This window comes from Arenibacter echinorum (genome assembly GCF_003259375.1).
GTDB lineage: Bacteria > Bacteroidota > Bacteroidia > Flavobacteriales > Flavobacteriaceae > Arenibacter > Arenibacter echinorum.
This window is the reverse complement of the sequence record NZ_QLLN01000001.1, coordinates 461,013-486,373: the sequence shown is the minus strand read 5'-3', so window position 1 is coordinate 486,373 and position 25,361 is coordinate 461,013. Positions and strand designations below refer to the sequence as shown.

The following is a 25,361-nucleotide window of genomic DNA, read 5'->3' as shown; positions in this document are numbered from 1 at the left end:
TTCTCTATTATTTCCTTGTAAAAATGTGATGTTGGGTTGCCGTAAAATAATCACAGAAAATTTGGTTTAAGTTATGGCCATTTGTACTTGCCTTCACTCCCAAACTTGGGAAGATTTCTATGATATTCCTAGAAATCCCTTTCACCGATTGTACGGCCACATGGTGTATTTCTTCCATAAAATCCGCCTCAATCGCCCTTTTTTCATCGATCCTTTTCTCAATCTCACTGGCGTAAAAGAATATTTTTCGATCGGACTCTAGAATAATCTCTTCCAAATCGTTCAACTTCCCTTTGCCTATATCTGAACCGACTTCTTCCAATAAATGATCGGCAATACCTATATAATTTACCCATAGCGTTAAATCGGCAAATAGGGCAAAGGGAATTTTAAAAATAGGGTGAGGCAGATGGCAATCATCATAGCCAAAACTACAGCTCTTATGGGCCATATAATCTGCAACAGCAAAAGAATGGGTGGCGGTAGCTTTTAGACCCATGGTATTCCAGTCTTCAATGACCTGCACCGCATCTTTAGGAATTACAAATGACTGCACCCTAGGCGACCCGTCATCATTCCGCAATTGGATCCCGTTTTCCAATATTTGTGCGTTTAATGTGAAATGTGTGAGGTAGGGAGCGCCAGTGGCGTAGTGCCATTTTCCTGAAATTTTGTACTGATCATCAACAATTTCAGCCGTACCAAAAACCCCTCCACTTCCCCCTAAACAAGGGGAAACTCCTGCCGTCATAAAAATTTCCTTGGCCTTACTTGGCCGTAAATTGCCTATAAAATAATTGGCCCCACTACATAATGTGATGGTCCATCCCAAGCTGGCATCAATCTTGGCCAATTCCCTAAGCCTGGACAATCCCTCTGATAGGGGTAGTTCCAATCCGCCATAAGTTTCAGGAACCCATATGTTCCAGAGGTTTTCATTGTTGATCCAATCCAAAACATCTTGCGGAAACACCTCAGCTCCCTGATATAATTTTCTAAGCTTGTAAAGGTTGTCCACTAGTGCCATCTATAATTAATTTTCTCCATTTAAAATATCCCGAGGTTCCAACTATAAACAAGAAAATGGTCAAGCCTGCATAAATGTACAGTTCTTTGTACAAGAGCAAGGGAATTGAAATAATATTACTAATATTTAAGTAGATCCAATTCTCTATCTTTCTTTTGGCCATGAGCCACATCCCGGCCCAAGCAAAGGCACTTATAGCCGCATCCCAGATAGGAACATCCGAATTGGTATAAAACCTTAGCCAGTAGACCATCAGTGCAAAACAGGCCATTACAATGCCAACTGCCTTAATCTGTTCCGATCTATCCGAGTAAGTAATAGGAGTTTCTTCTTTTTGCCTACCATACTTCCAATAAAGCCAGCCGTAGATACTCATAAGCAAATAGTAAAGATGCAGTACAATATCCGCATACAGTTTTGTTTGGTATAGTACCCAGATGCCAATCAGAATGGAAACAATCCCGAATAAATAGTTGTGGATATTATTATTCCTTGCCAATAGCACTTGCGCTACTCCAAGAACTGTTCCAATTGCCTGCAACCAAGTAAGGTGTGTAAAAAAATTCTCCATCGATTCCCTAATCTTTGTTTATGAAATGGGAAGATGAAGAAAGTACCGACTTGCAATGGTGCAACATCGAACTAAAATCCCTACGCCGGCATTATCCGGATCAGGTTCGGAGCTAAAACTCCTGGGTATCTTCTCAGCCCGCCTTTAATGGCAAGCACCCCATTTCAAGGACAAAGCTAAAACTTATTTGCGATATGTAGTCCATTTTTAGATATGTATTTCAAAAAAGAATACTACTAAACTAGATAGTCATACTTGAAAGTGAAAGTGTAATTTTATACGTCTATCATGAAGGTAGTGAAGGTGGATATTTAATCTTTCTTCACCAATGTATTCAACACCAAGGCTGAAATAATCATAAATAGTCCAATAAAACTATAAATAGTGTAGGACTCATTGAACCATAAAACACCGATGGAAATTGTAAAAATCACCTCAATGTATTTTAAGGGTGCAACAAGGTTTGTTTTTGCTATTTGAAATGCTTTGGTCATATATAATTGCCCCATGAAACCAAAGACACCTAACAGAAGTAAAAACATCCATTCGTAACCCATAGGCCTTACCCAAACGGCAATAGCCAAAAGTCCGCCAATTACGGTACCTACGAACATAAAATAATTTACCACAACGGCAGGGTGATCGGAAACTCCTATTTTTCTAATAACCACATAGACCATTCCACTAAAAACGGAGGCGGTTAAGATAAGCGTCAACCCTATGGTATTAATATTGCCATCAAACCCTTTTAAAACAAGTACCCCTGCAAAAGCAGTTATAAAGAAAAGCCATTGAATATTTTTCAACTTTTCCCTTAACACGAAAACGGCAAAAACAGCCGCAAAAATTGGAGCTATATACCGCAATGAAACTGCCGTACCAACGTTCAAGTATTTTAAGGAAAGAAAGAACAAACTCATGGCCGTTAGGCCCAACACAGCTCGTAACAACATAAGTCTTCTCTTGATTCCAAAAATGGGAATCCCCTTGACCAAAATATAGGTGGTTGCCAATACCAAGGAACCAAAACATCTGAAAAACACAATTTGAAATGTTGGGATTCGGTCTAAATATTTTACGGATACATTCATCAACGCAAATGAAAAGGTGCTGATGGTCATAAAAAGCACTGCTTTTTTAAAATCCAATCCGGAAGATTTACTCCATTTAATATTTAACAAAATATCGTTGTTGTTTTGCCAAAGCCAATGTTTATTGACTTAAAAGTGCTAAGGTATGAATACCTCACCTTTCCTTACGCTTATAGGCGTATAAATTCTAAGAATCAACGATTTTAGAATTCCATACTACTTGAAGTCTGTGTATTAGAGAGGGGGGCGAAATTACTTCACAGCGTCGAGAGCTGCTGGTTTTGTATTTTCCTTGGACCAGATGATTTCAATTTAAAATTTGCCTCTGCTAAATTAACAAATGGATTGTCCGTTTTTGACATCTTGTTGTCCGTTGCAAGCATTAATTCTAGGATACATTTGTATTATAAAATATTATCGATGGAAAAAAATATAGCCATTCTAATAGCAGATTTATCGGGATATACTGCGCTTACAGAAACCCATGGCGCCACCTCTGCTGCTAATTTAATTGACAAATATATACGTATCGCAGAAAATTGCCTTGTTGGTGACAGCAAAATGCATCAGCGTACAGGGGATGAAATTATGTTCATCTCCGACTGTCCTGACTTTTTACTTGCCACTGCACTTAATTTAGAAACCAATACATCAAACGAAGAATATTTTCTTCAGATACATGGGGGCTTACATTTTGGTAAAGTTTTGAACCGGGACGATAATTATTATGGATCTACTGTAAATCTGGCGTCAAGAATTGCCGCCAATGCTATTGCAGGCACCTTTTGGTGTTCTGATGACTTTGTGAAATCATTAACGAACAAATCTATTTGTGCATTTAAACCCATGGGTAGTCATCTATTTAAAAATATTAATGGACAGAAAGAAATATATGAAGTAAGTATCGAAAAAACAAAAACTACTCTTATCGATCCCATTTGCCGTATGTTGATCGTCAACCCTCAAAATGCCTTCCATCATCCAAATGAAAACCAAATCTATTTTTGCTCCATACAATGTAGCGAAGAATATAATAAGAGCCAAAGTAGTGTTCAATGCCTAGAAATGCATGAGCAATCTTAAAATTAGCTAATTTCCAATTAAGTCGATTTAAAAAACAAAATATTATGATTCCAATCACAATAGGTATTTCCTCGGGACTTCTCATTATATTACTATTTAGCATAGTAAAACAATTGGACAAAAAATTAGTTTATGGGCTTATCCTGTCTGGAATCGGATTTCTCTATGTAGGTTTTGTCTGGACAGATATACAGGCTCTGGTGATAAATGCCATCCAAGCAGTTTTGTTCCTGTTTTTGGCCTATTATGGCATCAGAAAGGGTGTTCATATACTTGCTCTCGGTTATTTTCTGCATGGATGTTGGGATGTTGCCTATAATTTCTTTTCAAACCCAGGATTGATTCCTCCAAGCTACGATATGTTTTGCTCATCACTTGATTTTACAGTTAGTGCTTATATTTTAGTCTTCAACAACCAGTTTACAATAAAAAGATTTAACCAATAAATAAGTATTATGAATACTACTACACTACTTATTAAAAATATGGTCTGCAACCGCTGTATACTTGCAGTTGAAAATATTTTAAAAATAATATGATCCCTTTTCAAAAAGTCAATATTGGGGAAATAAGGTTAATGTTAGCGCCTTCAACAAATGAAAAAGAGCAGCTAAATGAAAAACTCAATGCACTAGGCTTCGAAATTATTGATAATAAAACCGGGGGTCTTATTGAGAAAATTAAAAACCTCGTGATTAAAAGGGCTCGTAATGAAGTGGATGAAAAGGCCATTAGAGTAAATTTGTCTACCTACCTCTCCGAGAACGTTCATCATGAGTATACTTACTTGAGTAGTTTATTCTCATTTGTTGAAGGAAGAACAATTGAGAATTATTTTATTGAACAGCGCATTGAAAAAGCGAAGGAGTTGTTGATCTATGACCAGATGACATTATCACAAATTGCCTGTGAACTAAATTATTGTGGTGTATCCCATCTATCAAAACAGTTTAAAAATATTACTGGTTTAACTCCTACTTTTTTTAAGGGAATGGCTATTGCCCACCGTTTCGCAATGGACAAGATTTAACTCAAAACTGTACAATCAATTCCCAAAGATGTATAACAACGAAATCCTTACATAGGCTACTTTTACTCCATTAAAAAACAATAAAAAACATAATTATGAAATCAACAACAGTGAGCAATAGCGCTCAAAAAACAGACAATGTAAAATGCGGAAATCCAAATTGTAAATGTGTTAATTGCAAATGTGGTTCAACATGTACATGTGCAGATTGCATTTAGATAACGCTTGGTTAATTTTATAGGCCGTTCATTAGTGGACGGCTTTTTTTTGTCTATTTAGATATGGGATATCCTTTGGATATATTAAATTCAGGATAACTTGAATAGATCGTCTGTAATTGACGCCTTAATGTCTGATATTAAAATTAGACTTGGCTTACCTTTATGAAATAGATTAAAAACCAAAAATATGCAAAAGGTCGCCTTTATTATTCCACCAACTGTTGAATTACTTGACCTTGCAGGTCCGGTGCAGGTTTTTACCGAGGCTAAATTTTATGGCCTTCAAATTGATATTGAATTTTATCAATTTCAGGATAAACCTGTAAGTACGGCTGGATTGGGGTTTGAAAAAATCAAGAACTATAGTGAAGCCAATTTAAATGAAGGGGATTTTGTCTTTGTTCCAGGTATGCATTTTGATTACGTTAACAGTATAGCTTTTAAGGCTGAAAAAGAATTTTTCAAATGGCTCAAAGATGTTTCTGAGACAGGGGTAATGGTGTGTTCCATTTGTAACGGAGCTTTTGCTTTAGGGTATGCGGGTTTATTAAAGGATACAGAATGTACTACACATTGGCGAAGAATAAATGAGCTGCAACTCCAATTTCCACAGGCAAAGGTTGTAGCCGATATATTATATATTAAGAGTAATAATGTTTACACAAGTGCCGGCATAAGTGCAGGAATCGATCTTGCCTTGGCCATTCTTGAAGATTTAAAGGGGCCTCTATTTACGCATAAAGTGGCAAGAGGCCTTGTTGTTTATCATCGGAGGGGTGGAAAACACAAACAGCAAAGCATTTACCTCGATTATAGAAACCATATCAATCCACATGTGCATCAAGTTCAAGATTATTTAATTGATAATCTTTCTAAAGAGAATGACATAGAATCCTTAGCTTCACTTGTGGGGATGAGTTCACGAAATCTTAGCAGGGTATTTAAGGACAGAACAGGGTTAACAATTCTGGAATATCTGACCCTATTGCGAAAAGAATATGCCAGTACCATGCTTAATAACCCCGACTATACCGTTGAATATATAGCTTCTAAATGTGGATTTAAAAGTGCAAGACAACTACAAAGAATTTTAAAAAAATGAGCCACAATAAAACTAAAATTAGCTAATGGATTTTAAGGATAACTGCCAAAAAGGAAAAATTCAAAAGACTAGGATATAGTCTTAAAATCCTAAACCAACTTATAATGCTCAACCCCAAACAATCTTTAATCCTTAAGCAGCTCGAGTTAAACTCTTTACAAACCAAGTGCCACTAGTTAAGGTTTATCCTCCACCTTCTATGATCCCTTATGGGCGTCGGTACTCAAGAAAATCGAACACAGGCCAACGCCTGTCCTTATTTTTTTTGTTTTCCTCCTTCCTAAGCTCCTGTAGAGGTTAACAAGAAATTAATTAGATCAATAAAAATTCGCAATCTGTATGAGACGTTCAATATTTAGCAATTGAATTTTACGACCATCTGTAGCAATAAGTTTATCATGTTTAAAATCATGAAGTACACGTGCTAAAGTTTCAACCACTGTCCCAGCCATATTGGCTAAATCTGAGCGCGAAAGCTTAATATAGGTAATTGCCAAAGCATCAACCTTATATTTATCATGTAAAATTAATAAATTAAGAGCCACTCTTTCCCTAACAGTACGTTGAGATAATACCGCTATAAGATTTGCCAAAACACTAAATTCGTGGCTTAAACTTTTCAATAGCAAACGAGAAAATGATGAAGAAGCGTTAAGTATCTCATTAAAATCCTTAATGGTTATAAATGAGATAATAGCGTTTTCTATGGCGACTGCTGTATCTCCGTAAGTATTTTCACTTAAAACCGATGAATAGCCAAAAAACTCACCTTCATTGTAGATATAAATAATTTGTTCTCGCCCATCATTGTCTATTTTGTATTTTTTTACTTTACCGCTTTGCAAATAAAAAATACCCGATGGCAAGGTGCCTTCCGTAAATATGGGTTGGTTTTTACGATACTTTTTATCAATCATTAATTCCTCAAGCAAATCTTTATCAGCTGGAGGTAATTCATTTAAAATATACTGGCTATTGAATGTGAATTTAGTAATCATAATTGGGTCATAAAGTTACGTCTTAATTATTTTTTAATTTAAAACTTGATTTAAATCAAACTTTTCCAAGACTCCCATCAAGCACATTTATTTTTAGACATGGTAATTTTACATCCATGGTTTGCAGTTATTTATTAATGAACAAAATAACGATGAAATCTTTTATAGAATTCCGATTCATCTAAAAAATTAAAACTATTTCGTTTGGTAAAATTAATTTCTTATGCAACAATGAGCTGTCCAATCTGCGGTTCTAAATACAAAGAAAAAATGCCCCAAATCGGCAAACATATTAATAGTAGGTGTGTGTTTTGTCATACTCTTTTTGGAATAAAAGATACAAATGACTGTTGTGTTTATTGTACATATAGTGATAAAATATGTCCAAAAGCACAAATGAAAATAAAGAAGAATAAATAAAAATACCAGTAAATCTTTACTCATAAATACTAGCTTGCAATTTTAACAACTAAAATAGCTACTGTTGCCTTATTAGCTAATCAAGTTTACACACAATGATTTTTAAAAATCTGCAATTAAATATTGACATTGAAGACCATCTTTTTAACTCACTCTATCCGCTGCGTATCAAAAAGCTTTCTGAGCGCCATTGGACACCTGTAGAAGTAGCTAAATTAGCGGCCGATTATTTAGTGGATAAACCACAATGCAAAGTTTTGGATATTGGCTCGGGAGCAGGGAAGTTTTGTTTAATAGGAGCAGCTTCAACAAAGGGCATTTTTTATGGTGTTGAGCAACGAAAGGAACTTGTTACCTTATGTCAAAGTATAGCAAAAACACATCATATAAATAATGTAGAATTTTTTCACTCCAATATTACAGAAATTTCTTTTTCTGATTATGATGCCTTCTATTTTTATAACCCCTTTTACGAAAACATAGATAATTCCCTTTTAATAGACAACAAAATCGTTTTAGACGAAAAATTATATTTTACGTATTCAGAATATGTAGAAAATCAATTAAAAAAAACGCCCATTGGAACTCGTGTTGTTACCTATTGGAGTATGTGGGTAGAAATTCCAGAAGGTTTTGATTTAGAATTTACGGCCTACAATGGGAAACTAAACTTTTGGGAAAAGAAATTTTGATAGCCATGAATAAAAATTTGAATCACATTCAAAAAACTAAGGAAGCGCTATTGATACAAGGTGTTGAAAAGCTCAAAATCATTGGCTTTGACAATGTTACCATACATAATATTTTGACCGAGGAAATTTATATTCTCTACTTCTCAAGCTATTTAAAAAAAATATCCGATCCGAAAAACGATAATGAGATTATTGCAATAAAAGAACTAAAATCATTCATTACCAAACGACGTGAGATTTAAAAAAGATAAGGTCGTAATTAACTATTTAACAAAATAGCGATGTTGTATTGCCAAAAGCAAAGTCCAATGGCATAAAAGTACTAAGGTATGAATACCTCTCCCTTTCTTACACTCAGAATTGAACGAATTGCCCTTATTTGATGAATTTCATGTTTTTTAGCCAGGCCCGGTCAGTCGGGTTGGTGAAATTACCTCATTGAGTTCGGTGAACATGTCCCTACAGCTATCGTGACGGGTCGGTGCTCAAGATAATCCGATACAGGCTGGCGTCTGTACGGTTTTTTTGTTTCCATTGCTTAACCGCCTAACGGTGCTACGCTTTAAAATCCGAACATGCCAATTCAGGATTACCTCGCTCTTCTCGGTGATCCTGTCCCGATAGCTATCAGGAGGCTGGGTGCTCAAGATAATCCGACACAGGCTGGCGTCTGTACGTATTTTTTGTTTTCCTAAGCTTAAGTGCCCAGTGGCAAAAGGAAAAATTAGAATACCAAAGTGGATTACCTCGCTGTGCTAGGAGAACCTGTTTAGGTTTCGGTGCTCAAAATAATCCGATGCAGGCTGGCGCCTGTTCTTATTTTTTTGTTTTCCGACGCTTAAGTGCCCAGTGGCACTACGCGTCAGAAAACAAAAAATCCGATCACTTTCGTGATCGGATTTTCTTGGTCGGGGTGGCAGGATTCGAACCTGCGACCTCCGCGTCCCAAACGCGGCGCGATAACCGGGCTACGCTACACCCCGAGAATGGTTAAAACCATCTCAATAATACTACTCTAAAAAAAAGCGGAGAGACAGGGACTCGAACCCTGGCGACAGTTACCCGTCGACAGATTAGCAATCTGCTCCGTTACCACTCCGGCACCTCTCCAATAATTTTAAAGCTCACGCATTAAAAATGCGGTTGCAAATGTACTTTTTCATTCATAAGAACGCAACAATTTTTCAATTTTTTTTTACTTGTTCTTGCTAATTAGTTATTTATTCTACTTATCTAATTAAGCTTCAAACAATTCTAAAAACCAACTACTCTGGATATTCTACCCTTAAATGATAAATATTGACCAATTTCTGTTTCAAAATCTTCTTTATCGCTTCTATTTCCTTGAAAGTAATATTGGCATTTAAAAACTGGCCCGCCTTGATTTGCCCCCCAATGATCCTTTCCACGAATTCATCGATTATCAAAAAAGTCGGGTTCTTTAGACTCTTGGAAGCAGCTTCCACCGAATCTGACATCATTAAAATAGCAGTTTCCTTCGAAAAAGGAATCGGTCCGGGATATCTAAAATCCTCTTCATTGACTTCTCCGTCCAAAGCCTCCTGCTTTTTGTAAAAATAAAAGACCAAAGAAGTTCCATGATGGGTACGTATAAAATCTATTACGCGATCCGGCACCTTGTTCTTCCTTGCTATTTCTATGCCTTCAATGACATGGTTAATAATTATGGCTGCAGCATCCCTGGGCTCAAGGTCATCGTGAGGATTTACATTGGTAACCTGGTTTTCCGTAAAATAGGTTGGATTGTTCATTTTTCCGATATCATGGTACAGTGCCCCTACCCTCACCAGCATGGCATTGGCCCCAATTTCATTGGCCGCAGCTTCGGCCAAATTGGCTACCTGAAGGGAATGATGAAAGGTTCCCGGAGCCTTATTGGACAACTCCTTTAATAATTTGGAATTGGTATCGGACAATTCCAACAAAGAAACATCGGACACCAAACCAAATATTTTTTCATGGATATAAATTAAGGGCTGAACGAAGAGCGTAATCATTCCATTCAAGAAAAAATACCCAAAAGACATCCAATATATATCTTCCAGGTTTCCCTCATGGATCATATGAAAAGCAAAATAACCAATTATATAAATCAGGGTTATTTGCCCTACCGATATAAATAAATTTGCCCTTTTATACAGTTCGGACACAGACAAGATGGTAACAATACCGGCCAAAGTTTGGAGAAATATATATTCAAAACTGTTGGGTACCACAAAACCTAAAATTAAAACGGTAAGAACATGCACAAAGAGCCCCATTCTGGCATCAAAAAACGTCTTGAGCACCAAGGGTAGAATGCATAATGGAACTACAAACACATACTCTACATCATATTTTACCACCATGGTAGTTAAAAATACCATGATGAGAATATTGACTACAATAAAGGTAACTTTTGTATTGTCCTTAAAGATTTCCGGACGATATTTTTTAAGAAAAAGAAAAAACATCATCAACACCATTGCCACTAATACAGTATAGCCGAACAGTATAAAATATTGATTGTTTTCTGCCCATAATTCCGATTCAAACTCACTTTTCAACGAATCCAACACCCTTACGTCCTCCTGTTCCACCACCTCCCCTTTGGCAATAATGAGTTTGCCCTCGTCCACATTCCCCAAAGTATAGGAAATCTTAGAAAATTCGGACTCCAGCTCCTTACTGGACAGATCGGCATCAAAACTAACATTGGGTTTTATAAAATTGAAAAATACTTCCTGAAAGGAAGGCTCATAAGCCGACAAATTGCTTTGGGCCAATTTTTTCCTAACAACGCCCTCTACCTCGGATAAGCTATATATATCATTAAAATTTAATTTAGTGGCTTCATTATTCTTAACCAGATAAAGACTATTACTAGTGCTCCTCCGCTCAATTTTAGACAGAATACCATTCGCATATAGATCCGCCAAAACGTCATTGGCAACCACTTGTATCCTTTCAAGTTCATTCTGGTTAAAACTGGAGGAGTTAAAAACCTTACCCAACTCTTTGCCAATTGTACTGTCCACTTCGACTACAATATTGGAGTCATAATAATAGTAGTCTATATGATTGCTTTCTATTTTTTCCTTTTCCTTAGTAATTTCCTCCTCGCCCTTATTTATAGAAAAATCAAATGGAGCATAAAAATTATTGTATTGCCATGGCTTGCCTTTTTGGTATTCGTACTTAAACTTTCCGCCACGTGGAAAAAAGAATACAATAAAGAAAACAGCCGAGAAATATAAAAAATACTTATAAACCAGGGAGTGATTTTTATAAAGGCTGTCCAAAAAAGTGCGCATACGGAAAGTATATATAGTCAAAAATAGAAAAATATAAACTTAAAATGATACTTTACCCAAATAACACCACTTTTGAAACCAACTTATAGAATTTAACCAACTGGCAGTGGCTTTATTTCCCCTATTAACAATACCCAAAAAACAGTTTCGGATTTATAAATAACTTGGAATATTACACCGTTGCGCATCTCATTGCACATTAATTTATTAAATTCGCAAATAATAAAAATGAACTTGATGAAAGATGTTGTGATCGTTTCCGCTGTTAGAACACCCATAGGAAGCTTTATGGGAGCATTGTCCACCATTACGGCACCAGAACTTGGCGCTATTGCCATTAAAGGTGCATTAAGCAAAATAAAATTGGATCCTTCCCAGGTGGAGGAAGTTCTAATGGGAAACGTTGTACAGGCAGGAACCGGTCAGGCACCGGCTAGACAAGCCGCCATTTATGCCGGCATACCCAATACGGTACCTTGTACTACAATCAACAAAGTATGTGCCTCCGGAATGAAATCGGTGATGATGGCGGCCCAGTCCATAGCATTGGGAGACAACAATATTGTTGTTGCCGGGGGTATGGAAAACATGAGCCTAATACCCCATTATATTCATTTAAGGAGTGGCCATAAATTTGGGCCTGCCACGATGATCGATGGCATGCAAAAAGATGGACTTGTGGACGCTTATGACCAGCAGGCCATGGGAACATGTGCGGACGCCTGCGCTATTGAATATAAATTTAGCAGGGAAGACCAAGATAATTTTGCAATTCAATCCTACCAAAGATCCGCGGATGCCTGGGCAAGTGGAAAATTTGCCAATGAAGTAGTACCCGTAGAAGTTCCGCAAAGAAGGGGCGAACCTATATTGGTAACCGAAGACGAAGAATTTAAAAATGTTACACTGGACAAAATTCCTGGATTGCGCCCTGCATTTTCCAAGGAAGGTACAGTAACGGCAGCCAACGCCTCAACCATTAATGATGGTGCAGCGGCTTTGGTACTAATGAGCAGTGAAAAAGCGAAAGAGCTGGGGCTAAAACCCTTGGCAACCATAAAAAGCTATGCCGATGCGGCCCATGAACCCAAGTGGTTCACAACAGCCCCGGCAAAAGCCCTTCCAAAAGCGTTGACTAAAGCCGGCATCGGCATGGACGATGTTGATTATTTTGAATTTAACGAGGCCTTTTCGGTGGTTGGCCTGGCCAATATGAAAATACTTGGTCTTACCGATAAAAATGTAAATGTGAATGGCGGAGCCGTTTCTTTGGGTCACCCCCTGGGTTGTTCCGGTGCAAGGATCATTATTACATTACTAAACGTACTTGATCAAAAAAAAGCTAAAATAGGAGCAGCAGCCATATGTAATGGTGGCGGTGGCGCTTCTGCAATAATTATAGAAAGAAATTAATAAGTTCTTGTAAAGCAAGCCCATGCAATACGGTATTTGCCACCTTAGTATTGTCCCAATACGTTCCGTTGCAGACGACACCAGCGAAATGGTTTCCCAACTTTTGTACGGGGAACATTTTAAGGTATTGGATCAGAGAAAAAAATGGAGCAAAATCCGCAATGCTTTCGATAATTTTGAAGGCTGGATCAACAATCAGCAATTTACCCTTATTGACGAAAACCTATTTAAGGAAATGGAGAGTCTGGAATCAACAAAAGTATCTTCCGAACTTATTTCATTTATAGAAACAGAGAACAATGTACTGCTTCCTATTGTACTGGGATCCTGCATACCACAAAATTGCCCTTTAAATCACAAATTCGACGGCTCTTTCACAGTAGGCAAACAAGATAAAGACCAACTCGTAAACAAAGCTCTTCTCTATTTAAACGCACCTTATCTATGGGGAGGAAAAACCACTTTTGGAATTGATGGTCCGGGATTTACCCAAATGGCCTACAAAACAAACGGCTATAGTTTACTAAGAGGAGCCCAACAGCAATCTACCCAAGGCGAGGCTCTAAGTTTTATTGAAGAAAGTGAACCGGGAGATCTGGCATTTTTCGACAATAACGACGGCACTATAGACCACGTAGGGATTATCATGGAGAACAACTATGTTATCCATTCCTTTGGCAAGGTAAGGATAGACCGGATAGACCATACGGGAATTTTCAACACCGAAACAAACACCTACACCCACAAACTAAGGGTAATCAAAAAAATCATATAAAAAAAGGGCCATCGTTTTGCGATAGGCCCTTTAAAATATGGTTGAAAAGTGATATTACTCTCCGCTAAGCTTTTTAAGGCGCAAGAAGTTTTCATTATCTCCCAAGGCACCATAAATATTCTTTAATTGGGAAAGAATACTTTGATTGTCAGGGTTCAATTTTAGAGCATCCTCCAAAATTATAGCCCCATCACGGAACAAGCTATCCTTTTGCTCCTTTAACTCGTCATATCTGGCGATATCCTTTTTGGAGTTTCCAAGTGAATTCATTTCATCTATCAGGCCATTACCCTCGTTAACATAGGTAGTAGAAAGATTCAATTGCGCATTCACATAGCCGGGATTAATTTCTATTGCTCTTTTATAAGCTTTCCTTGCGTCTTCAATTAACCCTTGTTCCATATTGATAACACCAACATTGTAGAACAAATCCGGGTTATCCGGAGCAACTTCTGAAGCTTCTGCCATTAAAGCCTTAAATTTCTCCTTATCGCCCATCTTATAATAAAGGTTGGCTTCGTTCAGAATCAAGTTCACATCATTTGGATCTTTTGCCCTAGCATCCTTGTAAGCATCCAAGGCATTGTCATCTTGACCCAATTGTGTATATATCAAGGCAATATTCTTAACAATTTCCGTGGTTTTCGAAGGAGTCTTCTCGTCCACTGGATCTTTGTAGGCACCGGATTTGACCATTAGCTCTCTTTGAGTTTTCTCCATCTCCTCGACTTCACCGGTAGACACGTTGGTAGCTTTGTAGACCATTCCGCCTCCATCATAACCCAAATCCTTTAACTCGTTGTAATATTTAAGTGCCTTCTCATAATGTCCTCCATTTACAGCGCTACTGGCCGCATAATAAAGATAAACAGTATCCTGAGGACTTAATTGGTATCCCATATAGAGTTTACCGGCCGCTTCCTCGTACTTTTTATTGTTGTTATCTTCCACGGCAGAATTGATAAGGTCGGCAGTCATACCAGAAAGTTTTTCCTTGGCATCGGCTCCGTACTTGGCCTTACCACTCTTCTCCTCTACTTCACTTACTTTTTTAAAGGAAGAGATAGCTTCATCAAAAGCTCCCGCGGTTCCTTTTTTAGCCAGTTCGGCATAAGCGCTTCCCCTTAAAAAGTAATATTGGGCCTGCATTTTTTCATCTGCACTGGCAATTAGTGAAGATGCACCATCCAATGCTGTTTTCGCAGCCATGGCATCGCCCGACTTTAACGCCTTATCAGCCGTTTTTATCTCATCCTTTTGAGCAATTCCGACTACCGAAAAAAGCATAGTCGAGAGTATTAAAATATTTGTTTTCATTTCAAATTAAATTTACTTATTAGTGTTTATTAGTGTTTAAATGTTATTCTTTGGTTTCCGCACTATCATTATCAAGAGCCGTGCCATCTTCTTCTTTGGCATCTACTTCCAAGGTTGTAATGTCATCTATTTCATCCTCGTCCTTCATCACTTTAGCCACAGCCGCAATGGAATCGTTGCCTTTAATGTTTATGAGTCGAACCCCCTGTGTTGCCCTTCCCATTACCCTTAAATCCTCAACACTCATCCTAATAGCGATGCCCGATTTATTGATAATCATTAAATCATCGGAGTCCGAAACATTTTTAATAGCTACCAATCCACCAGTTTTATCAGTAATGGAAATGGTCTTCACCCCTTTACCACCTCTATTGGTGATTCTATAGTCTTCAATACTGGAACGTTTTCCGTATCCATTCTCGGACACTACCAATATTTCCTCTTCAAAATTATGCACGGCCACCATGCCTATTACCTCATCGTTATCATCTGCAAGGGTAATTCCGCGTACACCGGATGCATTTCTACCCATAGGTCTCGTCTTTACCTCCTCGAACCTAATGGCCTTACCTGACTTTAACCCTAGGAATATCTGACTTGCACCTGTGGTAAGTTTTGCTTCCAAAAGTTCATCGTCCTCACGAATACCTATCGCATTAATACCATTCTGTCTTGGCCTTGAGTATTGCTCCAAAGATGTCTTTTTAACGATACCCTTTTTGGTCGCCATAATAACATAATGACTGTTTACATATTCCTCATCCTTTAAATCCTGGGTACAGATGAAGGCTTTAACCATATCATCGTTCTCAATATTGATCAAGTTTTGAATAGCACGTCCTTTGGAAGTTTTTGTACCCTCTGGAATTTCATAGACCCGCATCCAGAAACATTTACCCTTTTGGGTAAAGAACAACATATATTGATGGTTGGTACCCACGAAAAGATGTTCCAAGAAATCTTCATTTCTGGTGGAAGATGCTTTTTGGCCCACACCGCCCCTGTTCTGGGTCTTGTATTCGGTAAGGGGTGTTCTTTTAATATAACCGGCATGGGAAATGGTAATTACCACTTGCTCATCAGGAATCATATCCTCCATACTTAGGTCACCACCAGCAAAATTTATTTCGGAACGACGGTTATCCCCATACTTGTCCTTAACTTCCAACAGCTCGTCCTTAATTATCTGCATCCTGCGCTCTTTCTTGGCAAGGATATCCTTTAAATCCGCAATGGTCAAGATTATTTCATCATATTCCGTCCTTAATTTATCCTGCTCCAGACCTGTCAATTGGCGTAAACGCATTTCAACAATGGCCTTAGCCTGAATTTCACTAAGCTTAAAGCGCTCCATAAGCTTTTCCCTTGCCTCATCAGCATTGGAAGAAGCCCTTATGATCGCAATTACCTCGTCTATATTATCCGAGGCTATAATAAGTCCCTCCAAGATATGCGCCCTGTCTTCAGCCTTCTTCAGCTCAAACTCTGTACGCCTTACAACCACTTCATGACGGTGCTCCACAAAATAGTGGATCATCTCCTTAACATTCAATAATTTCGGCCTTCCCTTTACCAGTGCAATGTTATTAACACTAAAGGAAGACTGCAAAGAGGTATATTTGTACAACGTATTTAGAACGATATTGGGAATGGCATCCCTTTTAAGGATATAAACGATACGCATACCGTTCCTATCCGATTCATCCCTAATAGTAGAAATACCTTCTATCTTTTTTTCATTGACCAGATCGGCAGTCTTCTTGATCATGTCCGCCTTGTTGATCTGATAAGGAATTTCCGTCACTACAATACTCTCCCGTCCCTGAACTTCCTCAAAATTGGCTTTCGCCCTCATTACTACACGCCCACGTCCGGTATGAAAAGCCTCCTTTACCCCATCATAGCCATAAATTATACCACCTGTTGGAAAATCCGGCGCTTTGATATGGGTAATAAGCTCATCGATTTCAATATCGTTATTGTCTATATAAGCTACAGTCCCGTCCACTACTTCGGAAAGGTTGTGTGGCGGCATATTGGTCGCCATACCCACTGCAATACCTGAAGCACCATTGATCAATAAATTGGGTATTCTAGTAGGGAGTACGGTTGGCTCCTGCAAGGAATCATCAAAATTCAGTTGATGATCCACAGTATCCTTATCTATATCGGCCAACATATCATCCGCAATTTTACGCATACGGGCCTCCGTATAACGCATCGCTGCAGGACTGTCACCATCTACGGAACCAAAGTTTCCCTGGCCATCGACCAACATATACCTTAAACTCCACTCCTGGGCCATACGGACCATGGAATCATAAACAGAAGTATCTCCGTGTGGATGATACTTACCTAATACTTCCCCGACAATACGCGCGGATTTTTTATGGGCACTATTAGATCTAACACCTAACTCATGCATTCCGAACAAAACCCTTCTATGCACTGGCTTTAAACCATCCCTAACATCTGGCAGGGCACGTGACACAATGACCGACATTGAATAATCAATGTAGGCAGATTTCATTTCATCTTCAATGTTAATCGGAATTAATTTTTCTCCTTCTGCCATTTAAAATCTTCTATTTATTTTTAGTTAAAAAAGCAGGACAATATACGTAAAATCGATACTATACAAGTACATACGACATACTTTTGTGAAGAATTTATTAACACTTCAAATATGAGGTTCGGATATCGATTCGATTGTTAATTTTTTTGCAAATAATGGCTTATTTCGTCAAATCGACCACGTTTAACGAATATTAGGTATAGTATTTGCCATAGATTGATATAGATTTACTATTTTTAAAGTTGAAAGGATATTTTATGGACGACAATTTTTCCCCTAGAGTAAAAGATGTTATTGCTTACAGTAAGGAAGAGGCCTTAAGATTGGGTCACGACTTCATTGGAACTGAGCATTTAATGCTTGGATTACTGCGGGACGGTAATGGAAAAGCAATAAGCATTTTAGACGCATTGGACGTGGACTTGGATCACTTGAGAAGAAAAGTGGAGATATTAAGTCCTGCCAATCCAAATGCTGGCGCTGCACAAAAGGACAAAAAGAACCTGCATCTGACCAGACAGGCGGAGCGTGCGCTGAAAACAACATTTCTAGAAGCTAAATTATTTCAAAGCTCCTCTATCAATACTGCCCATTTATTACTGTGTATTTTGCGTAATGAAAACGATCCTACGACAAAATTATTACATAAATTAAAAGTGGACTATGATGGAGTAAAAGACCAGTTTAAATCAATGATAACAAGTGATGACGATTATATAGACTCTCCTACTTCGGAATCCTTTCCTAGTGATTCCGATGAGCCCAGTGAGGAAAAAGAAGGTACTTTTGGCACTTCAGGTACCGGGCAAAAAGGAAGTAAAAAATCAAAGACCCCTGTATTGGACAATTTTGGTCGCGACCTGACCAAAATGGCAGAAGAAAACAAATTGGACCCTGTTGTGGGCCGTGAAAAGGAAATTGAAAGGGTTTCCCAAATTCTTAGCAGAAGAAAAAAGAACAATCCTCTGTTAATAGGTGAACCCGGCGTTGGTAAAAGTGCCATTGCCGAAGGACTTGCCCTAAGGATAATCAACAAGAAAGTATCCAGAATCCTTTACAACAAAAGGGTAGTAACCTTGGATTTGGCTTCTTTGGTAGCCGGCACCAAATACCGTGGCCAGTTTGAAGAGCGAATGAAGGCGGTTATGAACGAACTGGAAAAAAACGACGATGTTATACTGTTCATAGATGAAATCCATACTATAGTTGGGGCCGGTGGCGCCACAGGCAGTTTGGATGCATCAAATATGTTCAAACCTGCACTCGCCAGAGGTGAAATTCAATGTATAGGAGCCACTACATTGGACGAGTACAGACAATACATAGAAAAAGATGGTGCCCTGGAAAGACGATTTCAAAAGGTAATCGTTGAGCCCACTACTGTAACCGAGACCATTGAGATCTTAAAAAATATCAAAGGAAAATACGAGGATCACCATAACGTAATTTACACCGATGAGGCCATAATTGCCTGTGTAAAACTTACCAATAGGTATATGACGGACAGGTATTTACCGGACAAGGCCATTGATGCCTTGGACGAGGCAGGTTCGCGCGTGCACATTGTTAACATGGATGTTCCCAAACAAATTTTGGAACTGGAAAAACAGTTGGAAGACGTTCGTGAACTAAAAAATACGGTCGTAAAAAAACAGAAATACGAGGAGGCCGCCAAACTAAGGGACGATGAAAAAAGAATAGAAAAAGATTTGGCCATTGCCCAAGAACGATGGGAGGAAGACAGTAAGCTCCACAAAGAAACTGTTACCGAAGACAATGTTGCGGACGTAGTTTCCATGATGAGTGGTATTCCCGTAAACAGGATTGCACAAACAGAAAGCAATAAACTGGCCGAATTGCCAAAACTTATCAAGAGCAATGTAATTGGTCAGGACGAAGCAGTGGCCAAAGTTGCCAAAGCGATTCAACGTAACAGGGCCGGTCTAAAAGATCCGAACAAACCTATTGGCTCCTTCATCTTTTTGGGGCAAACAGGGGTAGGTAAAACACAACTTGCCAAAATACTGGCCAAGGAATTATTTGATTCCGAAGATGCCTTGATCAGAGTGGACATGAGTGAATATATGGAGAAATTTGCCATATCACGACTTGTAGGTGCACCTCCAGGATATGTCGGATACGAAGAAGGCGGACAGTTGACCGAAAAGGTGCGCCGTAAGCCCTATTCCGTTATTCTGTTGGACGAAATTGAAAAAGCACACCCAGATGTATTCAATATGCTTCTACAAGTACTGGATGATGGATATTTAACGGATAGTCTTGGTAGAAAGATCGATTTTAGAAATACGATTATTATAATGACTTCCAACATTGGAGCTAGACAGATTAAGGATTTTGGCCAAGGGGTTGGTTTTGGGACTTCCGCAAAAAAGGCCCAAGCAGACACCCATCAAAAAAGTGTTATAGAAAACGCTTTAAAGAAGGCCTTTGCTCCAGAATTCTTAAACAGAATAGACGACGTTGTTGTCTTTAATGCCTTGGAACGCGAAGATATCCATAGGATAATCGATATTGAGCTGAACAAACTATTCCTTAGGATCAAGGATATTGGGTATGATTTGCAGCTAACCGATAAGGCCAAGGATTATATTGCTGAAAAAGGCTTCGACAAACAATACGGCGCCAGGCCACTAAAGAGAGCTATTCAAAAATACATTGAAGATGCACTGGCCGAAGAAATCGTAAATTCCAAATTAGAGGAAGGCGATACTATTCATATGGATCTAGATGAAACCAAGGAAGAGCTAACTATTAAGATCAAAAAAGCAGAAAAGTCGTCCAAAACCTAAATTGGACATCTATAATACACACAAAAAAGGAGTAGCAAAACGCTACTCCTTTTTTATTTATTCCCAGAGGTTTGTAAGAAATCAAACACAGTAAGCCCATTTCCTTTCCACATAAACGATTAAAGTGTCTTTAATCTAATAATTTTTATAATAGTTATACTTAATTCTACATTCGCTGCGGACACACTATATAAAATACGGAGAATGAAAGTCGGACGACCCAAGAAGACTATAATCGTACGAGAATATCAACTGGACATTGGAAAAGTACAGGTATTTGACGATTACATGGTTTCTATTTTTGACGAAGGAAGCACCATAACCAAAGAAAGAGTATTTCAAATAATTGGCATTATGGAAATTCATTTTAGAAATAAAAACTTCGGTTACATAAGTTTAAGGAAGAACTCTTATGCCATTGATCCAATGGTATACAATCAAATTAGGGAAATAGAGAATATTAAGGCTTTTGCAGTAGTTTCAATAAAAGAAATAGACATGCACAATTTTAATATTGAGAAACTATTTTACAAGAAACCCATGAAATTCTTCATTGATCAGGACAATGCCCTGATGTGGGTAAAAAGACGTGTAAGAACATCCAATACAGAATAGCAGAGTGAAGGTATGTCCTTATCATAATTGGTAATGACATACCTTCTACAACTCACTTTCACCTGTGGCAACATCAGGTTCCGAAACTTGAAAAAGATCCAAATAAGCCTTGCCAATATTATCTAATATACCACTGGCTATCAAGGCCTGAAATCCGCATTTCTCAACCGCAATATCAGCGGCTTTTCCATGGATGTAGACCCCAAAAATAGAAGCATTTAATGCAGAATACCCTTGGGCGATCAAGCCCGTTATTACCCCTGTCAACACATCCCCGCTTCCACCAGTTGCCATACCTGGATTTCCGGTGGTATTAACATAGCCCATATCCTTATAAACAGTAATGGTGTTTGCACCTTTTATAACCAAAATACAGTCGTACTTTTCAGAGAACTCCTTTGCTTTTTTCAACTTGTCAAAGTCATCGGCCCATTTCCCAATTAAACGCTCCAACTCCTTTGGGTGCGGAGTTAAAACTGTTTGTGGAGGCATTTCTTTAAACAAGTCCTGATTTGTGGAAAGAATGTTCAATCCGTCGGCATCTATAACCAATGGCAGTCTATTCCTTTTAAGAAATTCAGAGAAAGCTTTAATTGTAGTCGCCGTTGTTCCAATTCCAACACCAATTCCAATCACGCTGGGCAGCATGCTGAAATTAATTTCGGAAATTTCCAATTCTTCATTATCCGTAATTACCATGGCTTCAGGCAATGCCGTTTGCAAGGGTAAATAGCCGCACCTTGGGACAAAGGCCGTAACCAATCCGCTTCCAGCCAACATACTTCCTTTTGCCGCTAAAACAACGGCCCCGATCTTTCCGTAACTTCCACCAATTATCAGGGAATGACCATAGCTGCCCTTATGGGAATATTTCTCGCGGGGTACGTACATGGACAGTACTTCGTTCTTACCGATCAGCTCAAATTGCGATTTCAACGTAAACAAAAACTCTTTGTCCAAGCCAATATCCAGAATCTCCCAATGATCAATATATTTACCGGTTTCCGGAAGAAAAAAAACAAGTTTCGGCACTTGAAAAGTAAGCACGTAATTTGCTTTTATAACCCCTTCAGTATTGGGGAGGCCAGCCTCCATAAAAAGTCCGGAAGGCATATCTATTGAGAGAATAAAAGCTTTTGAGTTGTTAAGGTGATGCATTAGCCTAATCACCCATTCATCGGGAACCCTGTTCAATCCAATACCGAAAATAGCATCCACCACTATATCATCTTTTCCTATCGCGGGGAAATCCGATTGTTCATTTAGAAAATTGGGCCAAACGCCCTTCTCCTTTAAACGATCTAGATTTATTAAAAAATCCTTAGACCTGTGCTCGCTATAGTTAACAACAAATACCTCTATATTATAATCATGATCCTGCAAATGTCTGGCAAGTACCAGCCCATCCCCACCATTGTTGCCTATACCGCAGAACAAATGAATTTTTGCCTGAGCACCCTGCATTCTAGAATGCATCCAATTAAAAATCTGAATTGCAGCCCGTTCCATAAGCTGTTCACTGGTAATCTGCTGCTTATCTATTGTGAATTTATCAGCTTCGTATATCTGTTTAGCATTAAAAATCTTCATTCAATAAGATTATTTAGTAAAAATTGATGATTTAGTAAAAATCCGTCAAAACATTTGATTGGGTACTCAAAAATACTACATTTGATTCTTTATTCTTGCGATGACATTTAACCATACGGACAACAAACTACTTAATACGCCATTTATAGATGGTTGCATTGCCATTACCGTTATCAGCACCACCACCCCTTTGGGGTAAGCTACTACATATACGTCTGTTACACAATTTTATCAAAATTAAATTTTTCTTACTTAATACCTTTGAACCATGAAAGTTCTAAAATTCGGTGGCACTTCAGTGGCCAACGCCAATAATATAAGTTTAGTAAAAAATATTATCGCAGACCTTGGGTCCAACAAAACCATTGTAGTGGTTTCTGCTCTTGGAGGAATAACAGATCTTCTTTTAAAGACCGCAGCTCTAGCTTCCGCACAGGAACAAACCTACAAAACCTTTCTTAAGGAAATAGAGGACAGACACCTTTTGACTATAAAGGAACTGATCCCTATTCATTCCCAAAGTAAGGTACTAAGTAAAGTGAAGAGTGAGCTTAATACCCTGGAAACACTTTTGGAAGGGGCGTATTTAATTGGGGAGATTACACCCAAACTATCGGACAAAATTGTTAGTTATGGAGAGTTGCTGTCTTCCTATATAATAAGCGAATATTTCATTGTTGAAGGAATAGATACCGCGCATGCCGATAGCAGACAGCTTATAAAAACAAACTCCAATTTTGGTAAAGCGGCCGTTAACTTTGATCTGACGAACAAAAATATTACCGACTACGTCAACAACTGCAATACTTCCGTAATTCTTATGGGAGGTTTTATTGCTTCGGCCGTAAACGGAGATTCCACCACCTTGGGCCGAGGAGGATCGGACTATACTGCTGCCATTGTTGCAAATGCCATAAATGCGGAAGTTCTGGAAATATGGACAGACGTAAGCGGCATGTATACTGCCAACCCTAAAATAGTAAAACAGGCCATGGCCATTCCTCATATTTCTTATGAAGAAGCTATGGAACTATCGCATTTTGGGGCGAAGGTTCTTTATCCGCCTACGATACAACCGGTATTGACAAAAGGAATTTCTATAATCATCAAGAACACCTTTGATCCAAAGGCAGCAGGCACTTTGATTACCAAGAATAAAAATGGACAAGGCAAAACTGTAAGGGGAATAAGCCATGTGGAAAATATTGCCCTAGTGTCCCTTGAAGGCCCGGGCATGGTAGGAATCACAGGTATCTCCAAGCGCTTTTTCGAAGTACTTTCAACTGCAGGCATCAGTGTTGTAATGATTACCCAGGCATCGTCCGAACATTCTATCTGCATAGGAATAGACAATCAGGATGCAGACCATGCAGTTCAAGTTATCAATGATGCATTTGATATTGAAATTTCCCTTGGAAAAATAAAACCGGTAGTTGCAGAGAAGGATTTGGCCATCATTGCCTTGGTCGGAGATAACATGAAAAGTCATCAAGGGCTTAGCGGAAAAATGTTCAGTACCTTAGGTAAGAACAATGTTAATATCCGTGCCATAGCCCAAGGAGCTTCAGAGCGTAACATATCTGCCGTTATCCTTAAAGAGGATGTAAAAAAAGCACTCAATACATTACATGAGGAATTTTTTGAGGAAAATATAAAACAGCTGAATCTGTTTGTCATGGGAGTTGGTAATGTAGGGGCCAAGTTCCTGAACCAAATACAATCACAAAAAAAGTATTTAAAAGAGAAACTAAAACTTAATATCAGGGTTATCGGAATGTCCAATTCCAGGACTATGATATTCGACGAAGATGGCATTGCCCTTAAAAACTGGGAAGAACTTCTGAGCAAGGGAGAAAAAACCAACCTAGAACTTTTCTTCGAGAAGGTAAAAAAACTCAATTACAGAAATAGCATTTTTGTAGACAATACAGCCAGTCAGAAGGTATCGGAAACCTATAATTCATATTTAAGGAATAGTATATCCGTTGTTACCTGTAATAAAATAGCCTGTTCATCGGCCTATGAGAATTATCAGGAGTTAAAAGATCTAGCAAGACAGTACAATGCACCCTTTCTTTTCGAAACAAACGTAGGTGCAGGCCTGCCCATTATCGACACCTTAAAGCATCTAGTAGCTTCAGGCGACAAAATATTAAAAATTCAAGCGGTTCTTTCTGGTAGTTTAAATTTTGTATTCAACAATTTTAACAATAGCACCACCTTTCACGATATAGTTAAGCAAGCTCAAGCGGAAGGCTATACGGAGCCAGACCCCAAAATAGATTTAAGCGGGGTGGATGTAATGCGAAAAATATTGATACTGGCCAGGGAAAGTGGAAACGTATTGAACATAGAGGACATCCAAAACAATTCCTTTCTACCACAGGAAAGTTTGGAGACAACCAACAATGAGGATTTCTTCAAATCGTTGACCAAGTATGAAGATTCGTTTCAAGAGATGTACAAGAAAGCGGTTGAGGAAGACAGCAAATTGAAGTATGTGGCGCAATTCGAAAACGGACAAGCCAGTGTGGGTCTCCAAAGGATACCCAAAGGACATGATTTCTATAATTTGGAAGGAAGTGATAATATCGTTTTGTTCTATACCGAACGCTATCCTAACCAACCTATGATTATTAAAGGCGCCGGGGCCGGAGCTGATGTTACGGCCTCTGGAATCTTCGCAGATATTATACGTATCGGTAATTTTTAAAAGT

At 38.5% G+C, this 25,361-nt stretch carries 20 protein-coding genes, 2 tRNA genes and 1 riboswitch; of the genes, 12 read left to right on the top strand and 10 right to left on the bottom strand.

Annotated elements, in window-relative coordinates:
* Positions 1 to 7 precede the first annotated feature (7 nt).
* The 3 genes from LV92_RS02125 to LV92_RS02115 all read right to left on the bottom strand — a co-directional run bounded on the left by LV92_RS02125 (position 8) and on the right by LV92_RS02115 (position 2,779).
* Positions 8 to 1,027 carry an acyl-CoA dehydrogenase family protein gene (locus tag LV92_RS02125; RefSeq protein ID WP_111622017.1) on the bottom strand — a complete coding sequence of 340 codons (1,020 nt, stop codon included), beginning with the start codon at positions 1,025 to 1,027 and terminating at the stop codon, positions 8 to 10.
* Entirely contained in the window at positions 996 to 1,598 is a 603-nt protein-coding gene (pnuC, locus tag LV92_RS02120) for a nicotinamide riboside transporter PnuC (RefSeq protein ID WP_111622016.1), read from the bottom strand. The genes LV92_RS02125 and pnuC overlap by 32 nt, the downstream gene beginning before the upstream one ends.
* Before the next feature lie 60 nt (positions 1,599 to 1,658).
* A riboswitch (TPP riboswitch) is annotated at positions 1,659 to 1,770 on the bottom strand.
* 139 nt (positions 1,771 to 1,909) lie between these two features.
* On the bottom strand, positions 1,910 to 2,779 hold the full coding sequence (locus LV92_RS02115) for a DMT family transporter (protein ID WP_262511289.1): 870 nt from the start codon (positions 2,777 to 2,779) through the stop codon (positions 1,910 to 1,912).
* Positions 2,780 to 3,109: 330 nt separating this feature from the next.
* Here LV92_RS02115 and LV92_RS02110 point away from each other — a divergent pair, with 330 nt between their 5' ends.
* The 4 genes from LV92_RS02110 (at position 3,110) to LV92_RS02095 (ending at position 6,125) form a co-directional block, all read left to right on the top strand.
* A complete protein-coding gene (locus LV92_RS02110; protein WP_111622015.1) occupies positions 3,110 to 3,772 on the top strand; it encodes an adenylate/guanylate cyclase domain-containing protein in 663 nt (220 codons plus the stop codon).
* Between the two features lie 44 nt (positions 3,773 to 3,816).
* A complete protein-coding gene (locus LV92_RS22150) occupies positions 3,817 to 4,218 on the top strand; it encodes a DUF6010 family protein (protein ID WP_111622014.1) in 402 nt (133 codons plus the stop codon).
* A gap of 89 nt (positions 4,219 to 4,307) precedes the next feature.
* Entirely contained in the window at positions 4,308 to 4,802 is a 495-nt protein-coding gene (locus tag LV92_RS02100; RefSeq protein ID WP_245946216.1) for a helix-turn-helix domain-containing protein, read from the top strand.
* A gap of 408 nt (positions 4,803 to 5,210) precedes the next feature.
* On the top strand, positions 5,211 to 6,125 hold the full coding sequence (locus LV92_RS02095; RefSeq protein ID WP_111622013.1) for a GlxA family transcriptional regulator: 915 nt from the start codon (positions 5,211 to 5,213) through the stop codon (positions 6,123 to 6,125).
* A gap of 317 nt (positions 6,126 to 6,442) precedes the next feature.
* Here LV92_RS02095 and LV92_RS02090 read toward each other — a convergent pair whose 3' ends face one another.
* Complete coding sequence (locus LV92_RS02090) at positions 6,443 to 7,123, bottom strand: Crp/Fnr family transcriptional regulator (protein WP_111622012.1); 681 nt, start codon at positions 7,121 to 7,123, stop codon at positions 6,443 to 6,445.
* 231 nt (positions 7,124 to 7,354) lie between these two features.
* On the opposite strand from LV92_RS02090, the gene LV92_RS22145 reads away from it, so the two are divergent.
* The 3 genes from LV92_RS22145 to LV92_RS02080 all read left to right on the top strand — a co-directional run bounded on the left by LV92_RS22145 (position 7,355) and on the right by LV92_RS02080 (position 8,477).
* Entirely contained in the window at positions 7,355 to 7,543 is a 189-nt protein-coding gene (locus tag LV92_RS22145) for a GDCCVxC domain-containing (seleno)protein (protein WP_394336253.1), read from the top strand.
* Between the two features lie 95 nt (positions 7,544 to 7,638).
* Positions 7,639 to 8,235, top strand: coding sequence for a methyltransferase domain-containing protein (locus LV92_RS02085; RefSeq protein ID WP_111622011.1), 597 nt, complete (start codon positions 7,639 to 7,641; stop codon positions 8,233 to 8,235).
* On the top strand, positions 8,217 to 8,477 hold the full coding sequence (locus LV92_RS02080) for a hypothetical protein (protein ID WP_111622010.1): 261 nt from the start codon (positions 8,217 to 8,219) through the stop codon (positions 8,475 to 8,477). The genes LV92_RS02085 and LV92_RS02080 overlap by 19 nt, the downstream gene beginning before the upstream one ends.
* A gap of 663 nt (positions 8,478 to 9,140) precedes the next feature.
* On the opposite strand, the gene LV92_RS02075 is transcribed toward LV92_RS02080, so the two are convergent.
* The 3 genes from LV92_RS02075 to LV92_RS02065 all read right to left on the bottom strand — a co-directional run bounded on the left by LV92_RS02075 (position 9,141) and on the right by LV92_RS02065 (position 11,549).
* Positions 9,141 to 9,218 (bottom strand) — tRNA-Pro (locus LV92_RS02075).
* 43 nt (positions 9,219 to 9,261) lie between these two features.
* Positions 9,262 to 9,345: transfer RNA gene (locus LV92_RS02070), tRNA-Ser, on the bottom strand.
* 155 nt (positions 9,346 to 9,500) lie between these two features.
* Positions 9,501 to 11,549 (bottom strand): HD family phosphohydrolase, encoded by a 2,049-nt coding sequence (locus LV92_RS02065; protein ID WP_111622009.1) that lies wholly within the window; start codon positions 11,547 to 11,549, stop codon positions 9,501 to 9,503.
* Between the two features lie 237 nt (positions 11,550 to 11,786).
* Between LV92_RS02065 and LV92_RS02060 the strand changes: the two genes are divergently transcribed.
* Positions 11,787 to 12,962, top strand: coding sequence for an acetyl-CoA C-acyltransferase (locus LV92_RS02060; RefSeq protein WP_111622008.1), 1,176 nt, complete (start codon positions 11,787 to 11,789; stop codon positions 12,960 to 12,962).
* Positions 12,963 to 12,984: 22 nt separating this feature from the next.
* On the top strand, positions 12,985 to 13,737 hold the full coding sequence (locus tag LV92_RS02055) for a C40 family peptidase (protein ID WP_111622007.1): 753 nt from the start codon (positions 12,985 to 12,987) through the stop codon (positions 13,735 to 13,737).
* Between the two features lie 54 nt (positions 13,738 to 13,791).
* On the opposite strand, the gene LV92_RS02050 is transcribed toward LV92_RS02055, so the two are convergent.
* Together LV92_RS02050 and gyrA are read right to left on the bottom strand one after the other, a co-directional pair.
* Positions 13,792 to 15,054, bottom strand: a complete 1,263-nt coding sequence (locus tag LV92_RS02050) for a tetratricopeptide repeat protein (RefSeq protein ID WP_111622006.1) — start codon at positions 15,052 to 15,054, stop codon at positions 13,792 to 13,794.
* A 43-nt stretch (positions 15,055 to 15,097) separates the two neighbouring features.
* Positions 15,098 to 17,629, bottom strand: coding sequence for a DNA gyrase subunit A (gene gyrA, locus LV92_RS02045; RefSeq protein WP_111622005.1), 2,532 nt, complete (start codon positions 17,627 to 17,629; stop codon positions 15,098 to 15,100).
* Positions 17,630 to 17,886: 257 nt separating this feature from the next.
* Between gyrA and LV92_RS02040 the strand changes: the two genes are divergently transcribed.
* Together LV92_RS02040 and LV92_RS02035 are read left to right on the top strand one after the other, a co-directional pair.
* On the top strand, positions 17,887 to 20,439 hold the full coding sequence (locus LV92_RS02040; protein ID WP_111622004.1) for an ATP-dependent Clp protease ATP-binding subunit: 2,553 nt from the start codon (positions 17,887 to 17,889) through the stop codon (positions 20,437 to 20,439).
* Positions 20,440 to 20,643: 204 nt separating this feature from the next.
* Entirely contained in the window at positions 20,644 to 21,054 is a 411-nt protein-coding gene (locus tag LV92_RS02035) for an STAS/SEC14 domain-containing protein (protein ID WP_111622003.1), read from the top strand.
* Between the two features lie 45 nt (positions 21,055 to 21,099).
* Here LV92_RS02035 and LV92_RS02030 read toward each other — a convergent pair whose 3' ends face one another.
* Positions 21,100 to 22,644 (bottom strand): NAD(P)H-hydrate dehydratase, encoded by a 1,545-nt coding sequence (locus LV92_RS02030; RefSeq protein WP_111622002.1) that lies wholly within the window; start codon positions 22,642 to 22,644, stop codon positions 21,100 to 21,102.
* 268 nt (positions 22,645 to 22,912) lie between these two features.
* Between LV92_RS02030 and thrA the strand changes: the two genes are divergently transcribed.
* Entirely contained in the window at positions 22,913 to 25,357 is a 2,445-nt protein-coding gene (gene thrA / locus LV92_RS02025) for a bifunctional aspartate kinase/homoserine dehydrogenase I (RefSeq protein ID WP_111622001.1), read from the top strand.
* The last annotated feature ends 4 nt before the right edge of the window (positions 25,358 to 25,361 follow it).

Bases quoted from the DNA above. Each gene is read 5' to 3' on its own strand.
- LV92_RS02040 (WP_111622004.1), top strand. From the start codon at position 17,887: ATGGACGACAATTTTTCCCCTAGAGTAAAAGATGTTATTGCTTACAGT.
- LV92_RS02035 (WP_111622003.1), top strand. From the start codon at position 20,644: ATGAAAGTCGGACGACCCAAGAAGACTATAATCGTACGAGAATATCAA.
- LV92_RS02055 (WP_111622007.1), top strand. From the start codon at position 12,985: ATGCAATACGGTATTTGCCACCTTAGTATTGTCCCAATACGTTCCGTT.
- LV92_RS02085 (WP_111622011.1), top strand. From the start codon at position 7,639: ATGATTTTTAAAAATCTGCAATTAAATATTGACATTGAAGACCATCTT.
- LV92_RS02110 (WP_111622015.1), top strand. From the start codon at position 3,110: ATGGAAAAAAATATAGCCATTCTAATAGCAGATTTATCGGGATATACT.
- LV92_RS22145 (WP_394336253.1), top strand. From the start codon at position 7,355: ATGAGCTGTCCAATCTGCGGTTCTAAATACAAAGAAAAAATGCCCCAA.
- LV92_RS02095 (WP_111622013.1), top strand. From the start codon at position 5,211: ATGCAAAAGGTCGCCTTTATTATTCCACCAACTGTTGAATTACTTGAC.
- LV92_RS02030 (WP_111622002.1), bottom strand. From the start codon at position 22,644: ATGAAGATTTTTAATGCTAAACAGATATACGAAGCTGATAAATTCACA.
- thrA (WP_111622001.1), top strand. From the start codon at position 22,913: ATGAAAGTTCTAAAATTCGGTGGCACTTCAGTGGCCAACGCCAATAAT.
- LV92_RS02050 (WP_111622006.1), bottom strand. From the start codon at position 15,054: ATGAAAACAAATATTTTAATACTCTCGACTATGCTTTTTTCGGTAGTC.
- LV92_RS02090 (WP_111622012.1), bottom strand. From the start codon at position 7,123: ATGATTACTAAATTCACATTCAATAGCCAGTATATTTTAAATGAATTA.
- LV92_RS02065 (WP_111622009.1), bottom strand. From the start codon at position 11,549: ATGCGCACTTTTTTGGACAGCCTTTATAAAAATCACTCCCTGGTTTAT.
- gyrA (WP_111622005.1), bottom strand. From the start codon at position 17,629: ATGGCAGAAGGAGAAAAATTAATTCCGATTAACATTGAAGATGAAATG.
- LV92_RS22150 (WP_111622014.1), top strand. From the start codon at position 3,817: ATGATTCCAATCACAATAGGTATTTCCTCGGGACTTCTCATTATATTA.
- pnuC (WP_111622016.1), bottom strand. From the start codon at position 1,598: ATGGAGAATTTTTTTACACACCTTACTTGGTTGCAGGCAATTGGAACA.
- LV92_RS02100 (WP_245946216.1), top strand. From the start codon at position 4,308: ATGATCCCTTTTCAAAAAGTCAATATTGGGGAAATAAGGTTAATGTTA.
- LV92_RS02060 (WP_111622008.1), top strand. From the start codon at position 11,787: ATGAAAGATGTTGTGATCGTTTCCGCTGTTAGAACACCCATAGGAAGC.
- LV92_RS02125 (WP_111622017.1), bottom strand. From the start codon at position 1,027: ATGGCACTAGTGGACAACCTTTACAAGCTTAGAAAATTATATCAGGGA.